Here is a 17640-nt window from a genome sequence, read left to right as displayed (position 1 = left end):
ACGCGTTATTTCCTGGTACCATTTCGGCTGGTTGCTGCCGCATCTTCTGTATGTCCTTTCCTCTCTTCTTCCAGGGGCTGATTCACGAGGCCCGTCAGGTATTCTTTGTCTATGATCTGGTCCTGGGCCAGGTCACGTACGTCAACCCGGCGTATGCCGCCGTGCTGGGAGGCACCCCCGACCAGGTCAACGAGGAATTGCCCGCCCTGCTGGCCCGTCTGCACCCGGAAGATGCGCCCTATCTGCAGCAGCGCTGGCAGCAGTGGCGCCAGGGACAGGCGGTGGAAGAAGTGGCGTTTCGCCTGTGCACGCCCCAGGGCCGGGAGCAGTGGCTCTGCCTCACGCCGCACGTCCAGCTTTCGCCCGCCGGCGGAGGCCAGGTGGGCGGGTGGCTGACGGATATCACCGTTACCAAACACCAGGAAATCAACGCCCGCAAGTTCAACACGAAGAAGAACGCCACCCTGGAGATTCTCTCCCACGATCTGGCCGGGCCCTTCACTCTGCTGCTGCAGATGAGCGACTACCTGCTCGAGCGGGTGCAGGCCCTGCAGGACCCGGAGCTCAATGAGCTGTTGGGGGTGATGCAGACCACCTGCGCCGACTCGGTCAACCTGATCCGCGACTTTGTCGATGACGAGTTCATGCAGTCGGTCAACATTGAGCTCAAGCGCGAGCGGATAGATATTGCCCAGAAGCTGAGCCAGCTCATGGAAGAGTATCAGCGCTCGGCCGCTCACTTAGGAAAGCAATTTCTCTATGAGCCAACCCAGCGGCCGATCTACGTTCACCTGGACGAGAACAAGTTTCAACAGGTCATCAACAACCTGATCAGCAACGCCATCAAGTTCACCCCCGATGGGGGGACGATCCGCTTGGCCGTGGAGCAGCAGGCGGATCGGTTACGGCTGACGGTCAGTGACAACGGCATTGGCATTGCCGATGCGCTGCATCCGATCCTGTTCGAGCGCTTCACCAAGGCGCGGCGGCCCGGCCTACGGGGAGAAAAGACGACGGGCCTGGGCATGTCCATCATCAAGACCATCGTGGAGCTGCACGAGGGGCGCATCTGGTTTGAAAGCCAGCAGGGAGAAGGGGCGACCTTCTTCATCGAGCTACCCATCGGAGAGTAAGCAACGGAAGGCAGGTAATTTCTTGGCAAGCCTGGCTTGCGGTATTGTTCTGGACGCGGATAAGTGCTGCGCCTGGACAACTAGCTCTTGCCCGCAGAGGGGCGGATGCGCTTGGTGAACAGAGTCCTGACGGTGCCGTACTCTCCTTGCCCGCCATGCAAGACGAAACGGCTCCGACGATCTGTCCAAACGTAGCACCATGGGTGAAGAATGAAATGCTCCTTTTGCTGTACAACTTAGGCAATGGGCAATAGGGAGGAAGAAAGTGGTTAAAAGGCCGTTAATCAGTTCACAAAACTTGTTCAGTAATCAAAGTTTAGAAAACAGCGTGCGGTGACGGATAAATTGTACTTTCCGCACCAATGTTATTGCTCTTGTTGCCACACCTAGTTCTATAGAGTCGAATGAGATAGAACCATAGGAGAGATGCAGTAGTGTAATATTTTATCTCCTTGGCTTGGCACATGAAATAATCTCATGCGTTGAGTTTTGCTGTGATGGCAGCTAACACGATTCCGTTACGTTGCAACAACATAGCCAACCAACTAGTCCGCTAGGTACCAGAACCAGGGACTCTACTGGGTAGACTCTAAGCACCGTAATACCCATACCTCGTGCTTAACTGCCAGTTCAGCCTTACCCTGCTGCTCCATGCCGTTCATAGCGTGGAGGTAACCAAGCCGATTGTGTCCTTCAACCAATTGGTAAGGAGCCACCAGTTCCTTCTCTGGAGGCAACGTGCCCAGTGAAGTCACGTCCAGTACCACCGGTGGAGTCTGCCAAGTGCCGTGCACTTTCCAATGCGTCAAGTCCCGTTTAGTACAGCAAAACTCATCGTAGCCCTGGCAGCGCGCCCGAGTCTCTATGCAATCCCGGTATTCTTCTACTACATACAGATTCAGTAAATCTTGCGTAGGCCACTGCTCTAAGCCAAAATGCAGGTGGTCGTAATCCAGCCAAGCATAGTTTCGGCGGGTAACGTACTCATCCTGTAGTCCATGAATCCACTGCTTCAGTACTGCTTTGGGTACGTTGGGTACCAAAGAATGAACACGTTCATAGTATGCGTCAAAATCCCATATTGTACGTTCTTCAGGCAAAGCAGCTAAGCGTTGCCACGAGGGGGAGAAATCAACTGGTTCCATCATGCTTTCTTGACCAAGTTTGTGAGACGTTGCTTTTCCCACATAGGTGCTAATGCTTGGCTTCTTTCTAAACCGAATAGCCTAATTACAGAGGGTTCAACAGCAGCCCACGCAAGCGAAGGATCAACTATGCCATCGCGTACAAGCAATAGCATTTCCCCGCGATTCAAAGTAGGTACTTTCAACAAGGAAAGCGCGGAAGCCGGTAACCCTACCTCCAGACGTGCAGTTAATAAATTTAGGGCCTCATCTTCCAGAGGCATCATAGGGTGCAGAGCCTGGACAATAGGCACAACGGAGCGGAAATGGTAGCGCGTTGCATCCACAATGCGACGTACATCTCCGTAGCTTATCGGCACGTATGGTGAGTTAGTGTACGCTTGTTCAAGACTCTCCAAAGTATCGCCCTCTAGCCAAGCCTCTACCAGCAAGGCTCGCTTGGCCCGGCGTAAATGGGCCAACTGGTCTGGTAGGGAGCGTTGGTAGAGCTGAATTAGATCGTTACCGACTTTCTGCGCAGCAAGGTAGGGCCAAGTCTTCTCCTTGTTCCCATTCTTCAAAAGCGGAGTATAGGTGTCGTCGAGTTCCGGCAAGGCTTGGGTCAGGGCTAACATTCGTTCCAGTGTTATGGTAGCTGGATTCAGCAGCTGCAGTAAGTGCAGCAGGCGCAGGATAGATTCAAAGGACAGCGAAGAGTTGGCGCAAGCAAACCCCAGTAAGGTTAACTGAAGCATAGAGTCTTCCTGCTCAGCGATGCCTGCCCGAATTAGCGAGATGATAATATTTTCCACTTGCGCATCCATCTGGGAACGCCAACTCGGATTGCTGCGGCCTTCCACATACCCCCCGTAGGTATTGGCCAGTAGGGTAGTTACCTCCCGGCGATCCACCCGCGAAATCTGGGCCAGTAGGCGTAATACCCAGGTGGACAAATTGCCGCCTGTAAAGGAAGAACGCATGGCTTCTGGCTGCCCCAAAACATAGTGCCGAAACAGTTGCCGGCGCTCCATGGGAGTATTGGCGATGATGAACGATTGGCCGCGCTCATTATAGCCCAGCCGACCAGCCCGGCCCACCATGTTTTTGTATTCGGCAATAGTAAAAGGTTTCTGGTCCTCTCCAAGGAATTCCGTTTCGCCTAGAATAACTGCTGAGGCCGGCGTATTAATGCCAGCCGCGACCGTTGTAGTAGCCCCCAGCACCCGTACCGGCCCCTGTTGGTCACGAAAGGCCCGTTCAACAACCTCCCGTTCCTCCCGGGATAGGTTGCTATTGTGAAAGGCTGTGCCGCCCCTTAGACAGTTTCGTAGTTTAGCAGAAGTTGAGGAGCGGTCCTGAGCAGGCAAGGCTGCTATCAACGCATCCGCACTGGGCAGACCTAAGTCTGTAGCCAAGTAACCCGCGACGCCCTCGGCTTTACCGCGAATGTTGCGAAATACGATGAGCTTCGCCGTTGGCTGCTGCGCTAGCAGGGCCTGAGTTAGAGGCACGATCACGTCTTGAGTGCTGGGTTTATCGCGACGGATGCGCACGGTATGCGAGGGCAGCAGTTGCCGGGTCTGCGCCAGTCCCGTTTCCGGATCTACATACTCAAATACGCCCGAACGGTCAATGACACCCTCTTCTAATGGTACAGGCCGACGAGTGGTAATCAGGGCTTGGCAGCGCAACCACTGCTCGAAGCCATTCGTGTTGCCGATGACCGCTGATAGCGCCACCAACTGCGGAGTAATGCCTCGTTCGCGCGCCGACAGAATATAAGTAAGTAATAGTTCAACGTTAATACCCCGACTAGGGTCCGTGATGAACTGGGCCTCGTCTAAGATGACAACTCCGATGCGGTTCAGGGTGCCCTGGTTTTTCACCACTAAATTGAGAAACATCTCATAGGTAAGCACGGCAATGTCGTATTTGCCCCGCACAAACGCATTGGTATCATCTTGGTAGTCACCAGTACACCGAATTACGCGTAGGCTTAACTGCGTACCATACAAGGCAGAGAATTGCTCATACTTCTCGTTAGCTAAGGCCTTATATGGCACTAGGAAAACAGCCCGCTGGGTGTTGATAGCAGCTTTGACAGCGGCAAGTTCTCCAATAAACGTTTTGCCGCTGCTAGTCGGGGCTACAACTAATAAGGACTCGCCATCTAGTATCCGATAGTCGTTGACCGCAGCCAACTGCAGTACGTTGAGCCCCTGGGGAAACTGCTGGTCCCAAAGTTGAATGACTTCTACAGGCAAACCGAACCCTGACAATTCTTGGATGTTCGCCGAGACCTTTAGCCCAGTCAACTCAGGAAACGCTTGGTAATAATGTTGTCCGGCCTGCAGCGGAGGAATAGTGAAGCCCCCATCTATATCCCCTACCCATTTCGGCGTTTGGGTCAGCCCTAGGCGTTGCGCTTCAGTGCGTACACGCCCGGCTACATCGGCCATCAGACCTCCCACCTCTACAGGGCCAGTAGCAGCCTGTAAGGCATCGGTCAGAGCCGATGTTAATAGGCCATGACCTGCAGCCTCCCAGGCCTCTTCATCCACATTGGCCGCAGCAAGGAGAATGCGGCCACGCCCGGAGAAAGCAGATTCCATAGAAAATCCGGTACCACGTGACTGTAAGCCGTCTTCAATTACTTTGGCCGGTGCCCCACCGCTGAAGCAGCAATCAAGGACTAATAAAATATGGCGAGCTTTGCTCTGGCGGAACCGTTCAGCCAAGTCTGACATGGGAATGGTTGTCTCCGCTAAGTTCTCTAGATCCGTATCGTGAGCTACCAAGCGGTGATTATGGGTGCCATGGCCAGAAAAAGTCAGTAGAACTACGTCTTCTTCGGTCGCAGCATCTAACGTTTGCGTGAGTAACTCATTGATGCAGGACTGAGTAGCTTGCTCATCCACGAGCAATACTGGACGGGTAGCAGGAAGAGTGTCCTGCCAGAGAGCCCACAAGGCTGTAGCATCTCGGCGGGCGCAATTGAGGTCGTCAATCGCTTGGTCGGAATGGCGATTAATACCAATAAATCCGGATAAAAAACGGGCGGCCATAAATTCTTAAGATATTTCCTGCTATTAGATAAGACCAAGGCTACCCAAAGTAGTTGGGGTTAACGCCGTGTGGTGAGGTATATATCGCAAGAATCCCGAATATTTAGCCATCACCTTTCTACAAGTCTTGTATTATAGACTCCCACTGATTGTTAAGAGGACTGGACATCGAAATACCGGTTCATCCCAGCAAACAAGTAGTCATCAGCACGCATTTCTTTAAGTTGCTCTAACACGTCTGCTTTTAGCCTTTCATCGGTAAGCCTTGATAGAGAGCGTTTGAATAACTGATACGTTTTGTACGTCTTATAGCGATAGTTTCTAAGTTCAATCCTGTTCAAGCCATAATAATCCTCGGCAGCTTTTACATGGCCAGCATATTCTGGCTTGGTTGGAATAACCCTCACTTCTTTGGTAGCATCATCCGCCTCATAGGCTAAATACTCACTAGGATCATCGAAGTAGGGGTTCAGTAAGAAGGCCATCTCCTTCCGATGTTCCGCGACATAGGAGGCTAGGGTATACTCGGTGTCCACGGCGAGTGGATCAGGAGAAATCTGGCCAACTAACTGATCAATTTCAGCATCCGTGGTAGTTGCCGAGATTGTGGGGCCTTGTAAGAGTGCTGTACCGGCAATGGGGAAGTTATCGCTCTTGTACACTTGGTTGCATATCTGACAGGCGTACAAGTAGTTGTCATAAGTATAGGCTAGCCACCAGTACACGCTCTTCGGGCGGTAATGCTCTACGTCTCCGTGCGCCACGATTTCGGTGTTGGCTTCGCAGTACGCGCACTTTCCACCACTTTCTTTTTTGAGCTGAGTTTTGGCCGTTTTCCAGAAGGTAGATTGGAAGGGCACTTCAGCAGACAGGCCTCGTAAGAAATCCCGTTGGGCGAGTAACAACTCCTTGTCTTTTGCACTCTTTTTGGGCCCACGAAACTTCGTGCTAACAGCCTTTACAGTTCGTTCTCTCTGCAACGGGATCATGCTTGCTGGGCATTCAGGTTCTGCTCAATCCGCTGTAGAAGCTCCATTTCCGGATCGCTGACCAGTTGAGTATTGCGTTGGGGTAGTTCTTGCGCAAGCTTTTCTTTCACTTTTGAGAGTTGCTTTTGCTCCGGGATAGTTAAGCCGCGCCCTTTCACTTTCAGGCTCGCGTACTGCTGCTTGGCAACCTCTACTTCGGTGCTCTCATCGGTCGTTAACCCAAACATGGGCGACATAAGCAATTGATTCACCAATAGGGTTTTCGGTGATCCAATGAACGGGATCAGTTCTACTCGCTGCTTGGTATTGCGCTTTAACGCAAATAACTCGCCTTCCCCTGCTTGTTGAGCCGTGAGAGGGGAATGGGTCGTAGCGATGACTTGAAAATTGGGAAGCTTGTCGCTGATGAAGTCGTACAGATTGCGTTGCCACTTGGGGTGCAGGTGCAGGTCAATCTCATCAATGAGCAGCAACCCCCGTGCGTGCAAGGGGTTTTTCCGGTCCTTGAATGTTTCCGTGATACGGTAGAGTAAGTCCCCAATCCATGCGGCCATGTTCTGATAGCCGTCGCTGAGTTGCTCCAGCGGGACCAGCCCATCAATGGTTTGGAAAATGACCTGCTTTTTATTCTTGTCAATGGCGTGAAACGTGACGCCCGGCAAAAAGCCATTCAACGCTTCTTTGATCACGGCGAGGCCGCTTTCGCCCGCCCGGTAGTCGAGATCAAGTACCCAGGAAGTCAGCGGATTCAGCGTCGCCCCGCCGTCAAACAGGTTCCGAATGTTTCCGGAGCGATTCCCAAAGCTATTCGCTTGTGAACTGCTGGCAAATGAGTCATTAGCTAGCCGCCTACTGGCCCCATAGGCCACCACGAAGTAGTTGCGCTCAGCATTCTCAATAGCTCCATCAATAAGGTGGAGATCCTCCAGGTTATTGGAAATAAGATTCGTGAGAGTATCACCCCGCTTAATTTTGAGCGATATCTCTCTTTCTTCCCCTTTTTTGGTAGTCAGCCAGGCGGTGATGCTGCAGTTAGGTTGCTGCAGGGTGATCCAGCTATCCGTATTGCCCACAATTTCGCCCAGCGCGTTGCTGCCACAGGTGATCAAAGCAATCGCTTTAAGCAGATTGCTTTTCCCCGTGCCGTTCTCGCCCAGAATAAGCGTCCATTTGCGATTACTGGATGCCTTATCCTCAAAGGATATTTCAAAATCCGAGAGGCACTTGAAATTCTTAAGAACGAGCTTTTTCAAAAACATGGTCGCGGCGGAAATGCAGTGCTTAGAATGAGCAACAAGCTTCTATTGCCCTCAAACCTGCTATACGTACAGGCAACGGAATAGAAAAGGAAGGCATGTGCCTACCTGGGGTGCCCCTCAACGAATATACACGAATGGTCGATGAGGGTCGCTCTTATCGGGGGAATGGGAGACCAGCTCAGCAAAAGGAAAAATGGAGTTGATACACATCATCTGAACGTGTGGTACGTTTTAGAAAACCCTCCGCTGCTCCACATGCGTGCCTCTTACCCCTGAACAACTAGTGAGTACCTCTTAGCCTTTACCCATAACGCGTAATTAGTGCAGACGACGGAACGAGGAAGGAACCTGCGGGTTTCTGCATAGCGCTTAGGCTAAGTACTAGCTCTTCAGATTAGTTTTCGCAATTTAAGTGCGGTTATTTCCTAGGATACACCTTTAAGGCTACATGAGTCAAATTCCTAAGCAAGCTGTTTTATTGATTCACGGAATTGGGGAGCAACGCCCCATGGATACGTTGCGGGGGTTCGTGGACACGGTCTGGAAGCGCAATCCAGAGGTACACCATCCCTACGCTACTACAGGCGTGTTTAGCAAGCCCGACGACATTTCAGGTAGCTTCGAATTGCGCCGGCTCACGACCACCCAAGACCGCAACGGCGTGCGCACCGATTTTTTCGAGTTTTATTGGGCTCATATGATGGAGGATACCACAATGGGCCACGTACTGCCGTGGTTACGGCATTTGCTGTTGCGCCGTCCCGGCAGTTTGCCCCGGGCCCTGCAAAGTGCATGGTGGGTGCTCTCCGGCATGGTGCTCATCGCCGCGTTCTTCGGATTGCTAACCGTCCTCCCGGAAGCGTGGCGCTTTTGGCACCTGCCCAAGTGGATCAGCGGGGCGGTTGGCTTGCTGGCTACCCTGGCCCTGGCCCCGGTGCTCAAAAAGTTTGTGGGCGATGCCGCCCGCTACTTAACGCCGTTGCCCGTCAACATCCACCGTCGGCAAGAAATTCGCGCCAAGGGCGTGGAAGTGCTCAACAAACTGCACGCTTCGGGTGACTACCAGCGAATCATCCTCGCAGGACACAGTTTGGGAAGCGTCATCGGGTACGACATCCTGACGCATGCCTGGCCAGCCTACGCCGCGCAATTGCCTTCCCAAACCCACCCGGTGTTGGATCAGGTAGAGGCTCTCGTGCACGAGTCTCCTCTAGATATTGACGCGTTTCAACAAGGGCAAGCAGCATTGGGACATGAGCTGCGCGCCAATGGCTGCCCGTGGCTGGTAACGGATTTCATCACCATGGGCAGTCCGTTAACGCACGCGGAAGTGCTGATGGCGAAAGACCGCGAGGACTTGGAAAGCAAACAAGCCGAGCGCGAATTGCCAACCTGCCCGCCGCAACTAGAGGCCTCGCACTTTTCCTATCCTGCTGCTAGTAAGATGCGTAGGCTGCACTACGCCGCGGTCTTTGGCCCTACCCGGTGGTCCAACGTGTATTTCCCTGCCCGGGCCATCGTGCACGGAGATATTGTTGGAGGGCCCCTGCAAGGCGTCTTTGGGCGTGGAATCCGTGACTGTCCTGTGACAACTACCTTATGGGGAGGCTTCCTAAGCCATACGAATTACTGGACCCCAGAAAGCAAGCAGACCACGGGGAAACACGTACAGGTGCTCCAATACGTGATGAACTTGCTCAATGAGGAAAGGGTGAGCCAGCTGTAATTAGGTCCGTACTTCAAAAGATCTCCTGATGACAGCTACGCCTAGTTGTTGGTAAGTGAATACCAAGCGGGTAAGTCCAAGTAGTTAGCCCAGTCAGATTGACAGCTATAATTTCAAGTTTTCTAAACGAAAGAGGATGTTCAATTTCGAGAACTTAGATCAGAAAACGCGGCAGTATATGCTTATTGAAGTAGAGGAAGCCATTAAGAACAGCCAGCTCTACTATAGCAAGCGGTTGAATGAACTAGGCATTGAACTATACCCACAACTGCTGATAGAAGCTGTACAACGTGGTAATGAGCAAACATTGGCTGCCGCGTTACAAGAGCAAAAGTGTTTCCACACGCATGAAAAGCAGGGTGCTGTCATGCGGAAGGTGCCTGCTAACGCACCGCTGACCTTTGCTGAAGGAGAGTTCAATAACTTTTACATGCGTGGGGTTTGTCACCGGGCCTTTGGGGAAGGACACATGGTGGAAATCTATCGGGCCAAAGCGGCTGGCTCTCCTCGCAACGCCTCACAACTGATAGAGGGTAATCTCGAGGATCCTCGACGAGTTCTACTGCTCATCAAGAACAGTTTGGATAGTAGCAAACGAGGAAATGGTATGCCTGCTGGGTCCAACTCCGGCCTAAGTGTTCGCCTGACTGCAGTACCAGTACGCAGGTGATATGCGGAGCAATATTTTCGCTCCATGCCAAGGAGAAATCAGACTAAAATGAATACTAAGTAGTTACGTTTGTCATCGATCACTTGCTGCCTATTACCCGAAAAGAGGCTCCAGCCAGCTCTTGTGCAAAATTCTGCGTTACACCTAGCAGCTTGAGAATCTCCTCTGGCGCTCCCGCTTTGCTTAAAGACGGCTGCACAACGATGATACTAAACTCTAGTGGCAACTGCCTCTTCGCTTGTAGCTTTAGGCCCTCCAGCTCTAGCAAATCGCCTTTTTCCAAGCGGTCTCGCTTTATGCCACCTTCTGTCTTCGGATTGCGCCGCAATAGGTGCAGGATTAAAGCATCCCCACTCTTATGCTTCCAGTGGGTCGACCGTTGCGCTTGCCCACACACTTCGTAGAAGTTCCCTACTCCTTTGCTGACTTTGCCTTTCTTAGCGTATTTCAGGTGGTATAGCTCTACCTGTATTCGGTCAGCCAGCACCTTCAACGTTACAATGTCCGCCATCTCACCCGACCCATCGTCGTCATAAATGTAGTCATAGTCCTGTTTTAGCAGCTGCTGGATAACGTGATACTGCACCGAGTCTTTGCGAGGCTCCACCCGCTGCGATTCTTTGCTCGTGTCCACGCCCGTCCAACTCCAAGCCTCAATAGCTGATTTATCAAATGTCCCGATAGGGTGCTTGATCTGCAGGTAATCGTTGCCACTAACCGAGGCCCCATCAGCCAGCCGAAAGGTCGGGGGATAACGCTTAAAAAAATCGATGCCTGAGAGGGAGCTCTTTCCGTAGCTCACCAGTACGTCAGGCCCTGATAATCGCGTAATCTGGTAATCTGAAAATGTATCATTTCCTCGTTTGCCGCTTACAAACGCGAACTGAAATATAGTCTCTTGAGTATCAGTGGCGATACTAAATGTTAAAGCTGTTTCAGTCGCATCATCTCCTATCTCAATTGCTAACGCCGATAAGTCGACGGTTTCTTTCCCTAGGGTAAACTTGTAATAGGTTTCCCGCTCATCGTATAGCTTTTCGTGCCAATCTATCCACACGGGCGCTATGCTCTTCGGAAATTTATCAATCGTCGTAGGAATCAGCGTTTCCTTCAGGAATTTATTCGGGTCAATTTTTGGGTCCAATAGTTGACCTCCAATCTTCTTACACCATTTCCGGAATACGCTTAAATCGTTATCCCGCTTCATCCAGATACGCCCCTTATAAGAGGCACCGTGGCTTCGTTTTTTACCATTCTCGTAGCCAGTTCCCATCACAAAGGCTTTCTCGCCCTTTTGCTTCTCAATCATGCTGATGGCCTGTTCTAGGTCACGGCCCATCATCATTCGGAACTGCAGATCTTTTCCTACCCAGTTGCGTAAACCTACATTTTGCAATAAAATGCGGTGCATGCCATCGAATGTTTTAAAAACATCCATTCCCTTGATCAGCTGTGCTCCATTGTCGGTGACAGCCGCGGCTAGGTCTTCGTATAAAGAGGAATTATCCGAGCTGTGAATAAAGAGTAAGTTGTTGCGCGTTTCCCAATACACAACAATTATCCGCCAGGTGAGCTGATATACTTCTTTGGCTTCTAACCATTCTACACCGCTCTGGTCAGCAGTAATGATAATAAGTAATTGCTCCTCTGAGTTGAGATCATCAAACTTGTAGAATGCCTTCTCATAATCGGGTAGGCCTTTCTTAAAATTCCTTGGATTCCAAGTATCTGTTTTGTTCTGGTACGCCACAGCGCTCATCTTAATCTTGATGTTATTAAGCGGTAGCGGTGCATCTGCGAACTTGGGAAAGCCGGCCAGCAGTTTCTTAAAATCTACCTCCTCCTCAATCCGTCCATGACTCATGTTCGCCAGCAACTTGTTCCAATCTGGGTTGCGAGCGTACAGGTCCTCCAATTCGTCGGTTACGTTTGGGTCTGCTATGTTGGCAATGAAACAAGCATCTCCTAACTCCTCGTCAAACTTCGTGCGCGTGAAACGCCCCGCCAACTGCAACGTGATGGGTAGGCTTTTTCGAATGTCATGAAATGCGGCAATTTTAAGTTCCGGTAAGTCAAAGCCTTCGCCTAGCATATCTACGCATACTATAATGCGGGCCTGCTTTTTGAGAATTTTCTGATAGTTTTCTTTAGCCTGCGGCGCACCGGAATAGAGCAGGACAGGTTGCAAATCTTTTTCCTGCTCATACAGCTTAAATATTTCGTCGGCCCGCTCTTTCGTGGCGCAACGAGCCATGAGGATATGGTTGTGCTGTTTTAAATCGGCACGAAGTCGAGCAATAGCTGTATCCGCGATAACTTTGTCTGCCTCTTTCAGCTTAGGTACGCTGACTGCCAAGAATTCAATTTTCTTGTAATAGCCTTGACTTTGTGCCTCGCGCAGGGGAAAATTGAATAGTACTTTACCTTCTAGTCGCTGCCCATCATTGCGAAACGGTGTTGCGGTAAACTGAATAATCTTCTTGTTGTCGAAATGTTGCTTCACGTATTCCCAAGACTTGGCCTTCACGTGGTGGGCCTCGTCAATAAACACGTGCGAGCATTCCGCCGCCAAATGCTCCAAGTTTTCACCGGAAAGGTTCTTCAAAATAGCCATAGTAGCTACGACTACATTACTATTGGCCACAAAAAGCTTAAACTCTTCAGCACTGGCAAACCCGTTTCGAATAACTCCAACAGCTGGGTAAGCGGTGTCATCTGCTAAGACCTTGAATTCTTTCAGCAATCCAAGCGTAATAAACTTCTCACTTATTTGAGTACGTAGAGCATCAGATGGTACCACCACCAGCAGCCGCTGGCACTGGTTGGCTACTAAGGATGCCAGCATCGTTTCCGTCTTACCAGTGCCTGTTGGCAATACCACCACACCAGCCTCGGTCGCCAGCTTGAGATGCCCTAGTATGCAATAAAGGGCTCCTATCTGTGGCTGACGCAACCCATTAATTCCAGCATCCCGGTCCTCCTCCAGAAAGGACAGTTTTCCCCGCCACGAAGTCGCCACCTCACCTGGACTATTGAAGCCGTTCGGGGACTTAAGCCATTTTTTAATGACTAATTCTTGATTATTGAATGCTGCCATTGTGGGCAACTTTTCGCAATGCGCAACATATTCTTGGTCCTCGGGAATATCCTTTGCCTTATCCGTTATATAAACTGACCGCTCCTTGCTGCTGACCAGCAAACCCTTTAAGTGCTCAACTGCCGACACCTCCTTAAGTAGGCTGGCTTTACTTACAAGCTTAGTTACGGTATTCTTGGATTTTGGCACCGAGATAATGGTAGTGCGCAATTCGGGTAACTGTAAATACATTACGTGGAGCAGATAAAAGGGAGGAAGGATACCGTTATCGACAGAAGGTTATTAAGCCCTGCAAAGGGAGGAGTAGCTTGATCGGCGTATGAGAAGTCAAAATTGGCTTACAGTTCTTGTTCTTCGGCTTGCAGCTCGGTGGAGGCATTCTCCAGTTGAAACCGCTCCCACTCGGCCTGGTCCAGCGTATTGTTAGCTAGGGCCTGCTCAATCGCCAAGCTCTCCCGGTACTCCCGGGCCGTCGCCGACAAGGTCCAGGTGGTTTCGATGCCCAGTCGCTCGATCTCGCCGCGAATTTGAGCCAAGTCCACGCGGAAGAACTCTTTGCGGGGATTGGCTTTGTTGACCTGTTGGCGCAGAAAATGACGGTGTAAGTCTCGCTCCAGGGCCGGTGCATCCTCGCTAAAGAGCAAAGCATGGACGTCGAATTCAAAGGGAACCGAGGCGTCACCTAATTCCCGCACGCGGTCCAAGGGCTCCAGACGACGGGTCATGCCGATCTTATACACGTGCTCACCGAAGGAGCCAATGTTGGAGATGATATAGACGTGGCCCGATTTGGTTTGCTGAGCCATCGACAAAGCTCGCTGATTTTTCTCCTGCGCGGCCTGCAGGCGTCCTTCAAGGTCCCGCAGCTGCTGCTCAAATGCCTCCCGCTGCTCAGCGGACGCTTTGGCTGCTTGCTGCTGCATCTTGTCGATCGCCTTCTGCAAGGTGTCTTCCTGCTTGAGTGCCTCGCGCTGCGCTTTCTCAAAGTCTCGGCGTGCTTTCTCCTCTTCCCGGATCTGCTCTTTGATCAGACGCTGCTCCTCCCGCTCCTTGAGCTTGAGCTCATGGGCAATCGTGGCCCAACGGAGCTCCTCTAGACGCGCTTCCAAGTACTCGGGCGTGATCCGAGCTTCTTTGAAAGGCTTGCCTAAGTTATTGACCAGGGCGTAGGCATCTTTGATCTGCTGAGCCAACGTACCGTAGTTATCGTGCTTCACGTTGGCCAGAATCGAATCGACTTTGCCGTTGAAGGCATCCGTCACGAAGTTGACGGCCGTAGTCTTGCGGACGGCTTCCACATAATCGCACTGAGCCGCTGTAGCGGTGCGCACCAGTAACCGGGTCCGCTCCCGCACATTTTTCAATTCCTGGCCCGCTTGCGCATGCCCGAAGGCCTCGGCTAGCTCATCCAGCAATGAGTAGGAGGGTACTAAATACTGGTCGCCGTAGCCGCTGATCGTATTCTTGAGCGCCTGCACCGTCTTTTCCAAGCTGGCGGCATTGCGAGCGGCCGCCAAGGCCTCGCCGGCAATCTCCTCGGCCCGCTGGTTGGCGCTGGCCACGATGCGAGCCGCTTCCGTTGTAGCATTCAGCAGGAGGCTGTCAGCCTGCGTTTGCAGCGCCCGCGCCTTGACACCTGCCTGCTCGCGCAGCTCTTTTCCAGCCGCGCGGGCCTGCTGCAGCTCTGTGGCTGCTGCGGCCCGTAGGTCCGCGGCTTCCTGTTGGGCCTGCGTCCGGATATCGATCGCTTCATTGTCCGCCGCTGAGCGAACCTGCCGGGCATGCTGCGTGGCATCCAGGATCGGGCGGTAGGGCGAGAGTTGGTCCAGTTCCTGCTGCAGTTGGGCTTCCCGTGCGCGCGCCGCCGCGGCTTGCTGCTCGGCAGTAACACGTAATTGAACGAGTGCTTGCTCGGTCGTTTTAGCTTTCCGGCGTTGGAACAACAGGAAGACCACTGCGGCAATTAGCAGGGCGAGTAATAATTCCGTCATAAGAGAATAGGAATGAGGGCGAAGAGATAGTCAACCCGATTGGGTGACGAGAACAAGTGATGGACATATTGCTGGTAGAGAGGTCGACTTATGGTCCCTACGTAGCGCTAGAAAGGCATTCGCTAGTCCGTATCGCTGGTAAGTAGCAAGTCTCTAGAAGATTGCGGCCGTCACTACTTCTTTGGGCCGTGAGCCTCAGAAGCCAACTGGGCGTGGGCGGGACCGGTGATAACCGGACCGTTATTCCTCGACGATGGCCACGACTTCCAGCGCATAATGAATCCCATAGAGGTTGTCCGGGTTGTGCAGGCCCAGGTATACCTGCTGGCTGACAGGTTGCGATACCGGCACGACTGCGGACGTCAGACTACTGCGGGTGCCCTCGCGCACGTACGAGAACTCCTGTTTAGCCTGAAATAGGTCGGTTTGCTCGGGGCTGCCCAGTAAGAACACGTTACAGATGCTGCCGCCGGGCGGGGTACTCAGGGCCGTGAGGGCGAACTTCAACGCGCCCGTTTGGTCGACGAGCCGCGAGAGCTCCGACATGAGTTTAAACTGAGTGCGCGCCGCCTGCAGTTGGGCTTCATTGCGGAAAGCGGTGAATTCATAATACCAGGAAACCGTATTTGGCGGCAGCGTAACCGGAATCACCGTGCGGCTCTTGCCGGGGTTATAGTAACTGACCAGATAGCCCTGCTGCGGCTCCAGTATCTTGACGGTTCGGTACTTCCTGGTGATGACCATTTCTTTCCCGGCCGCGTCCCAGCGCCGAGTGGAACCCGTCACGCGGCCGTTCTGATAAACCAGCTCTTCCCGCTTGCGGCCCGTTTCATCGTAAGTAATGCAGGTACCCTGCGGCACGGCCGGATGCTCGCTGAGCAGCTTGCCATCCCATTGTAAGACGTTACTGGGATAATAGTAGTCCCGCACCAGGCCCGTGGGTACGCCCTGTTGATAGCTGATGCGACGGACATAGGTAGCCTGCTCTGGCTTGCGCACTTCCTCTTTGTCTCGATCCAGGTACACTGTCCACTCCCCGGTGCGACGCCCTTGCTGAGTGCAGTTAAGGGCCGGCAGCCGTAGCCGGTAGGAGCGCTGGCCAGCGGGAAGATCGACTTTAACGAATCCCGCTTTCTTGACATCCTTATTGAGAGTAACGGGAGCGTCAGTGCCGGCATTGGCAATGGCAAAGGCTTCCGATGGGTGCACAAACAGGGCATAGTTACCGGCATAGCCTTGGTCACAGAGCGCACTTACGCCATGGTAGTAGAAAGAGCCGCCCGCAATGCCAGTGGGCAATAGGGTAATGGAGTCATGGGGAGCGATGGGCAGCCAGCCCTTCGTATTCCAGCCTTTAAATAATCCTTTCTCCACATAGAACCCAACGGCCACGGATACCGGTTGGTCCGTGGGATTAACCATGGTTAGCTGGGCGAAGCAAGAGGTAGAATAGAGCAGGATAAGTACAAGCAGTAGCCGTAGCTTCATAGAAAATGGGTAAGAGGAAAAAAAAGGAAAATAGGGTGCTACAAGCGCACAGAGTTGCGATGCAAAATCTTACAGAATAGGAATCAGGCGAACAAATAGAGTAGAAGTGTAAAAACTGGCATGAAAGATAAGTGCTCCTCGTCTACCAGACAAGCAGCACGGCAGTAAGCTTTTTAGTAGATCTTTCGCCTCTTACCTGAGCAGTCGCTCTCTGTGTCAGATTGGCTATGCACTGCCGTTTCTCAGTAGTAAGCAGGGCGGCTTGGCAGATAAGATCGTTAGCCAACCTGCTTGCTACGAATTAACTTAGTCCAAATTAGCTCAGCAATACATTGTATATCATTGATAAGTATTGTTAGCTTCGCATACTCCTTTATTCAGTTGTATATGGCCGACGATTACAAGCAAGAAGATGGTTTTATGGCCCTGATGGCCAAAACCTTTATGGTTCTCTATACTGGCCTGATTGCCTTCAGTAGTACCCGGGTGGAAGCAGCAGCGACTGGAGAATCAACCACTATTCCTTTAGAGAACGACTTTATTGAGCGGCTCCGCACTACCAAGCGCAAATCTCAATTAGTACTTAAACTGAACATGGCGGATCCGAGCCGGAGCAAAGCCATGATGCATACGTCCCACCGCTCGCACAGCTCCCACCGTTCCCATAGTTCCCACTCCTCTCACAGTTCTCATTATTCTTCCTCCAGCTACACGCCTTCTTCCTCCGGCTCCTCCTATACACCCTCTCCAAGTTATACTCCCAGTCCTTCTTATACGCCCTCATCCTCTCCGAGTACTCCTAGCAGCCCACCAGCATCTAAGTCATCTTCCAGTTACTCTGGATCAGGCGGCTACTCTACCCCCATATTGCCCTCCTACATTTTAGGGGAGCGGGTCCTAAAATTAGGTGACCGTGGCAGCGACGTTGCCGCGCTGCAGCAGCTACTCATTGATCGATCATATCCTGGCGTAAAAGCAAGTGGCACGTTCGATCTGATCACCCAGGCAGCGGTTAAGCTTTTCCAAGTAAGTAAGGGCTTTACGGACGATGGTATCGTCGGCAGCCAAACAATTACGGCTCTGCGCAGCCCCTATTAA

General features: G+C 52.1%; 11 protein-coding genes. 4 read left to right on the top strand and 7 right to left on the bottom strand.

The features are described from left to right. Window positions 1-50 precede the first annotated feature (50 nt). Window positions 51-1133 (top strand): sensor histidine kinase, encoded by a 1083-nt coding sequence (locus DNI29_RS22505; RefSeq protein ID WP_110980404.1) that lies wholly within the window; start codon window positions 51-53, stop codon window positions 1131-1133. A gap of 575 nt (window positions 1134-1708) precedes the next feature. On the opposite strand, the gene DNI29_RS22500 is transcribed toward DNI29_RS22505, so the two are convergent. From DNI29_RS22500 to DNI29_RS22485, 4 genes are all read right to left on the bottom strand, one after another. Continuing rightward, complete coding sequence (locus DNI29_RS22500) at window positions 1709-2281, bottom strand: hypothetical protein (RefSeq protein WP_123823391.1); 573 nt, start codon at window positions 2279-2281, stop codon at window positions 1709-1711. After that, a complete protein-coding gene (locus tag DNI29_RS22495; protein WP_110980402.1) occupies window positions 2278-5322 on the bottom strand; it encodes a DEAD/DEAH box helicase in 3045 nt (1014 codons plus the stop codon). The genes DNI29_RS22500 and DNI29_RS22495 overlap by 4 nt, the downstream gene beginning before the upstream one ends. A gap of 152 nt (window positions 5323-5474) precedes the next feature. Beyond that, complete coding sequence (locus tag DNI29_RS22490) at window positions 5475-6311, bottom strand: HNH endonuclease family protein (RefSeq protein WP_110980401.1); 837 nt, start codon at window positions 6309-6311, stop codon at window positions 5475-5477. Then, window positions 6308-7570 carry an AAA family ATPase gene (locus tag DNI29_RS22485; RefSeq protein ID WP_110980400.1) on the bottom strand — a complete coding sequence of 421 codons (1263 nt, stop codon included), beginning with the start codon at window positions 7568-7570 and terminating at the stop codon, window positions 6308-6310. Before DNI29_RS22485 ends, DNI29_RS22490 begins: the two co-directional genes overlap by 4 nt. Window positions 7571-8018: 448 nt before the next feature. Here DNI29_RS22485 and DNI29_RS22480 point away from each other — a divergent pair, with 448 nt between their 5' ends. Both DNI29_RS22480 and DNI29_RS22475 read left to right on the top strand, forming a co-directional pair. Then, on the top strand, window positions 8019-9296 hold the full coding sequence (locus tag DNI29_RS22480) for a hypothetical protein (protein ID WP_110980399.1): 1278 nt from the start codon (window positions 8019-8021) through the stop codon (window positions 9294-9296). Between the two features lie 136 nt (window positions 9297-9432). Next, complete coding sequence (locus DNI29_RS22475; RefSeq protein WP_110980398.1) at window positions 9433-9966, top strand: hypothetical protein; 534 nt, start codon at window positions 9433-9435, stop codon at window positions 9964-9966. A gap of 79 nt (window positions 9967-10045) precedes the next feature. Here DNI29_RS22475 and DNI29_RS22470 read toward each other — a convergent pair whose 3' ends face one another. The 3 genes from DNI29_RS22470 to DNI29_RS22460 all read right to left on the bottom strand — a co-directional run bounded on the left by DNI29_RS22470 (window position 10046) and on the right by DNI29_RS22460 (window position 16542). Further along, window positions 10046-13294 (bottom strand): DEAD/DEAH box helicase, encoded by a 3249-nt coding sequence (locus tag DNI29_RS22470; RefSeq protein WP_110980397.1) that lies wholly within the window; start codon window positions 13292-13294, stop codon window positions 10046-10048. Between the two features lie 107 nt (window positions 13295-13401). Further along, the gene (locus DNI29_RS22465; protein WP_110980396.1) at window positions 13402-15054 is read right to left on the bottom strand and encodes an SNIPE associated domain-containing protein; all 1653 of its coding nucleotides are present in this window, start codon (window positions 15052-15054) and stop codon (window positions 13402-13404) included. A 240-nt stretch (window positions 15055-15294) separates the two neighbouring features. Then, window positions 15295-16542 (bottom strand): DUF1036 domain-containing protein, encoded by a 1248-nt coding sequence (locus tag DNI29_RS22460; protein ID WP_110980395.1) that lies wholly within the window; start codon window positions 16540-16542, stop codon window positions 15295-15297. A 387-nt stretch (window positions 16543-16929) separates the two neighbouring features. On the opposite strand from DNI29_RS22460, the gene DNI29_RS22455 reads away from it, so the two are divergent. Further along, window positions 16930-17640 (top strand): peptidoglycan-binding domain-containing protein, encoded by a 711-nt coding sequence (locus DNI29_RS22455; protein WP_123823390.1) that lies wholly within the window; start codon window positions 16930-16932, stop codon window positions 17638-17640.

This window comes from Hymenobacter sediminis, assembly GCF_003231285.1.
Lineage (GTDB): Bacteria > Bacteroidota > Bacteroidia > Cytophagales > Hymenobacteraceae > Hymenobacter > Hymenobacter sediminis.
The sequence above is the reverse complement of the archived record's forward strand: the minus strand, read 5'-3'. Positions and strand labels throughout refer to the sequence as shown.

What these genes read in the sequence shown, in the direction of transcription:
- DNI29_RS22505 (WP_110980404.1), top strand. Translation starts at nt 51, where the DNA reads ATGTCCTTTCCTCTCTTCTTCCAGGGGCTGATTCACGAGGCCCGTCAG.
- DNI29_RS22500 (WP_123823391.1), bottom strand. Translation starts at nt 2,281, where the DNA reads ATGATGGAACCAGTTGATTTCTCCCCCTCGTGGCAACGCTTAGCTGCT.
- DNI29_RS22495 (WP_110980402.1), bottom strand. Translation starts at nt 5,322, where the DNA reads ATGGCCGCCCGTTTTTTATCCGGATTTATTGGTATTAATCGCCATTCC.
- DNI29_RS22490 (WP_110980401.1), bottom strand. Translation starts at nt 6,311, where the DNA reads ATGATCCCGTTGCAGAGAGAACGAACTGTAAAGGCTGTTAGCACGAAG.
- DNI29_RS22485 (WP_110980400.1), bottom strand. Translation starts at nt 7,570, where the DNA reads ATGTTTTTGAAAAAGCTCGTTCTTAAGAATTTCAAGTGCCTCTCGGAT.
- DNI29_RS22480 (WP_110980399.1), top strand. Translation starts at nt 8,019, where the DNA reads ATGAGTCAAATTCCTAAGCAAGCTGTTTTATTGATTCACGGAATTGGG.
- DNI29_RS22475 (WP_110980398.1), top strand. Translation starts at nt 9,433, where the DNA reads ATGTTCAATTTCGAGAACTTAGATCAGAAAACGCGGCAGTATATGCTT.
- DNI29_RS22470 (WP_110980397.1), bottom strand. Translation starts at nt 13,294, where the DNA reads ATGTATTTACAGTTACCCGAATTGCGCACTACCATTATCTCGGTGCCA.
- DNI29_RS22465 (WP_110980396.1), bottom strand. Translation starts at nt 15,054, where the DNA reads ATGACGGAATTATTACTCGCCCTGCTAATTGCCGCAGTGGTCTTCCTG.
- DNI29_RS22460 (WP_110980395.1), bottom strand. Translation starts at nt 16,542, where the DNA reads ATGAAGCTACGGCTACTGCTTGTACTTATCCTGCTCTATTCTACCTCT.
- DNI29_RS22455 (WP_123823390.1), top strand. Translation starts at nt 16,930, where the DNA reads ATGGCCGACGATTACAAGCAAGAAGATGGTTTTATGGCCCTGATGGCC.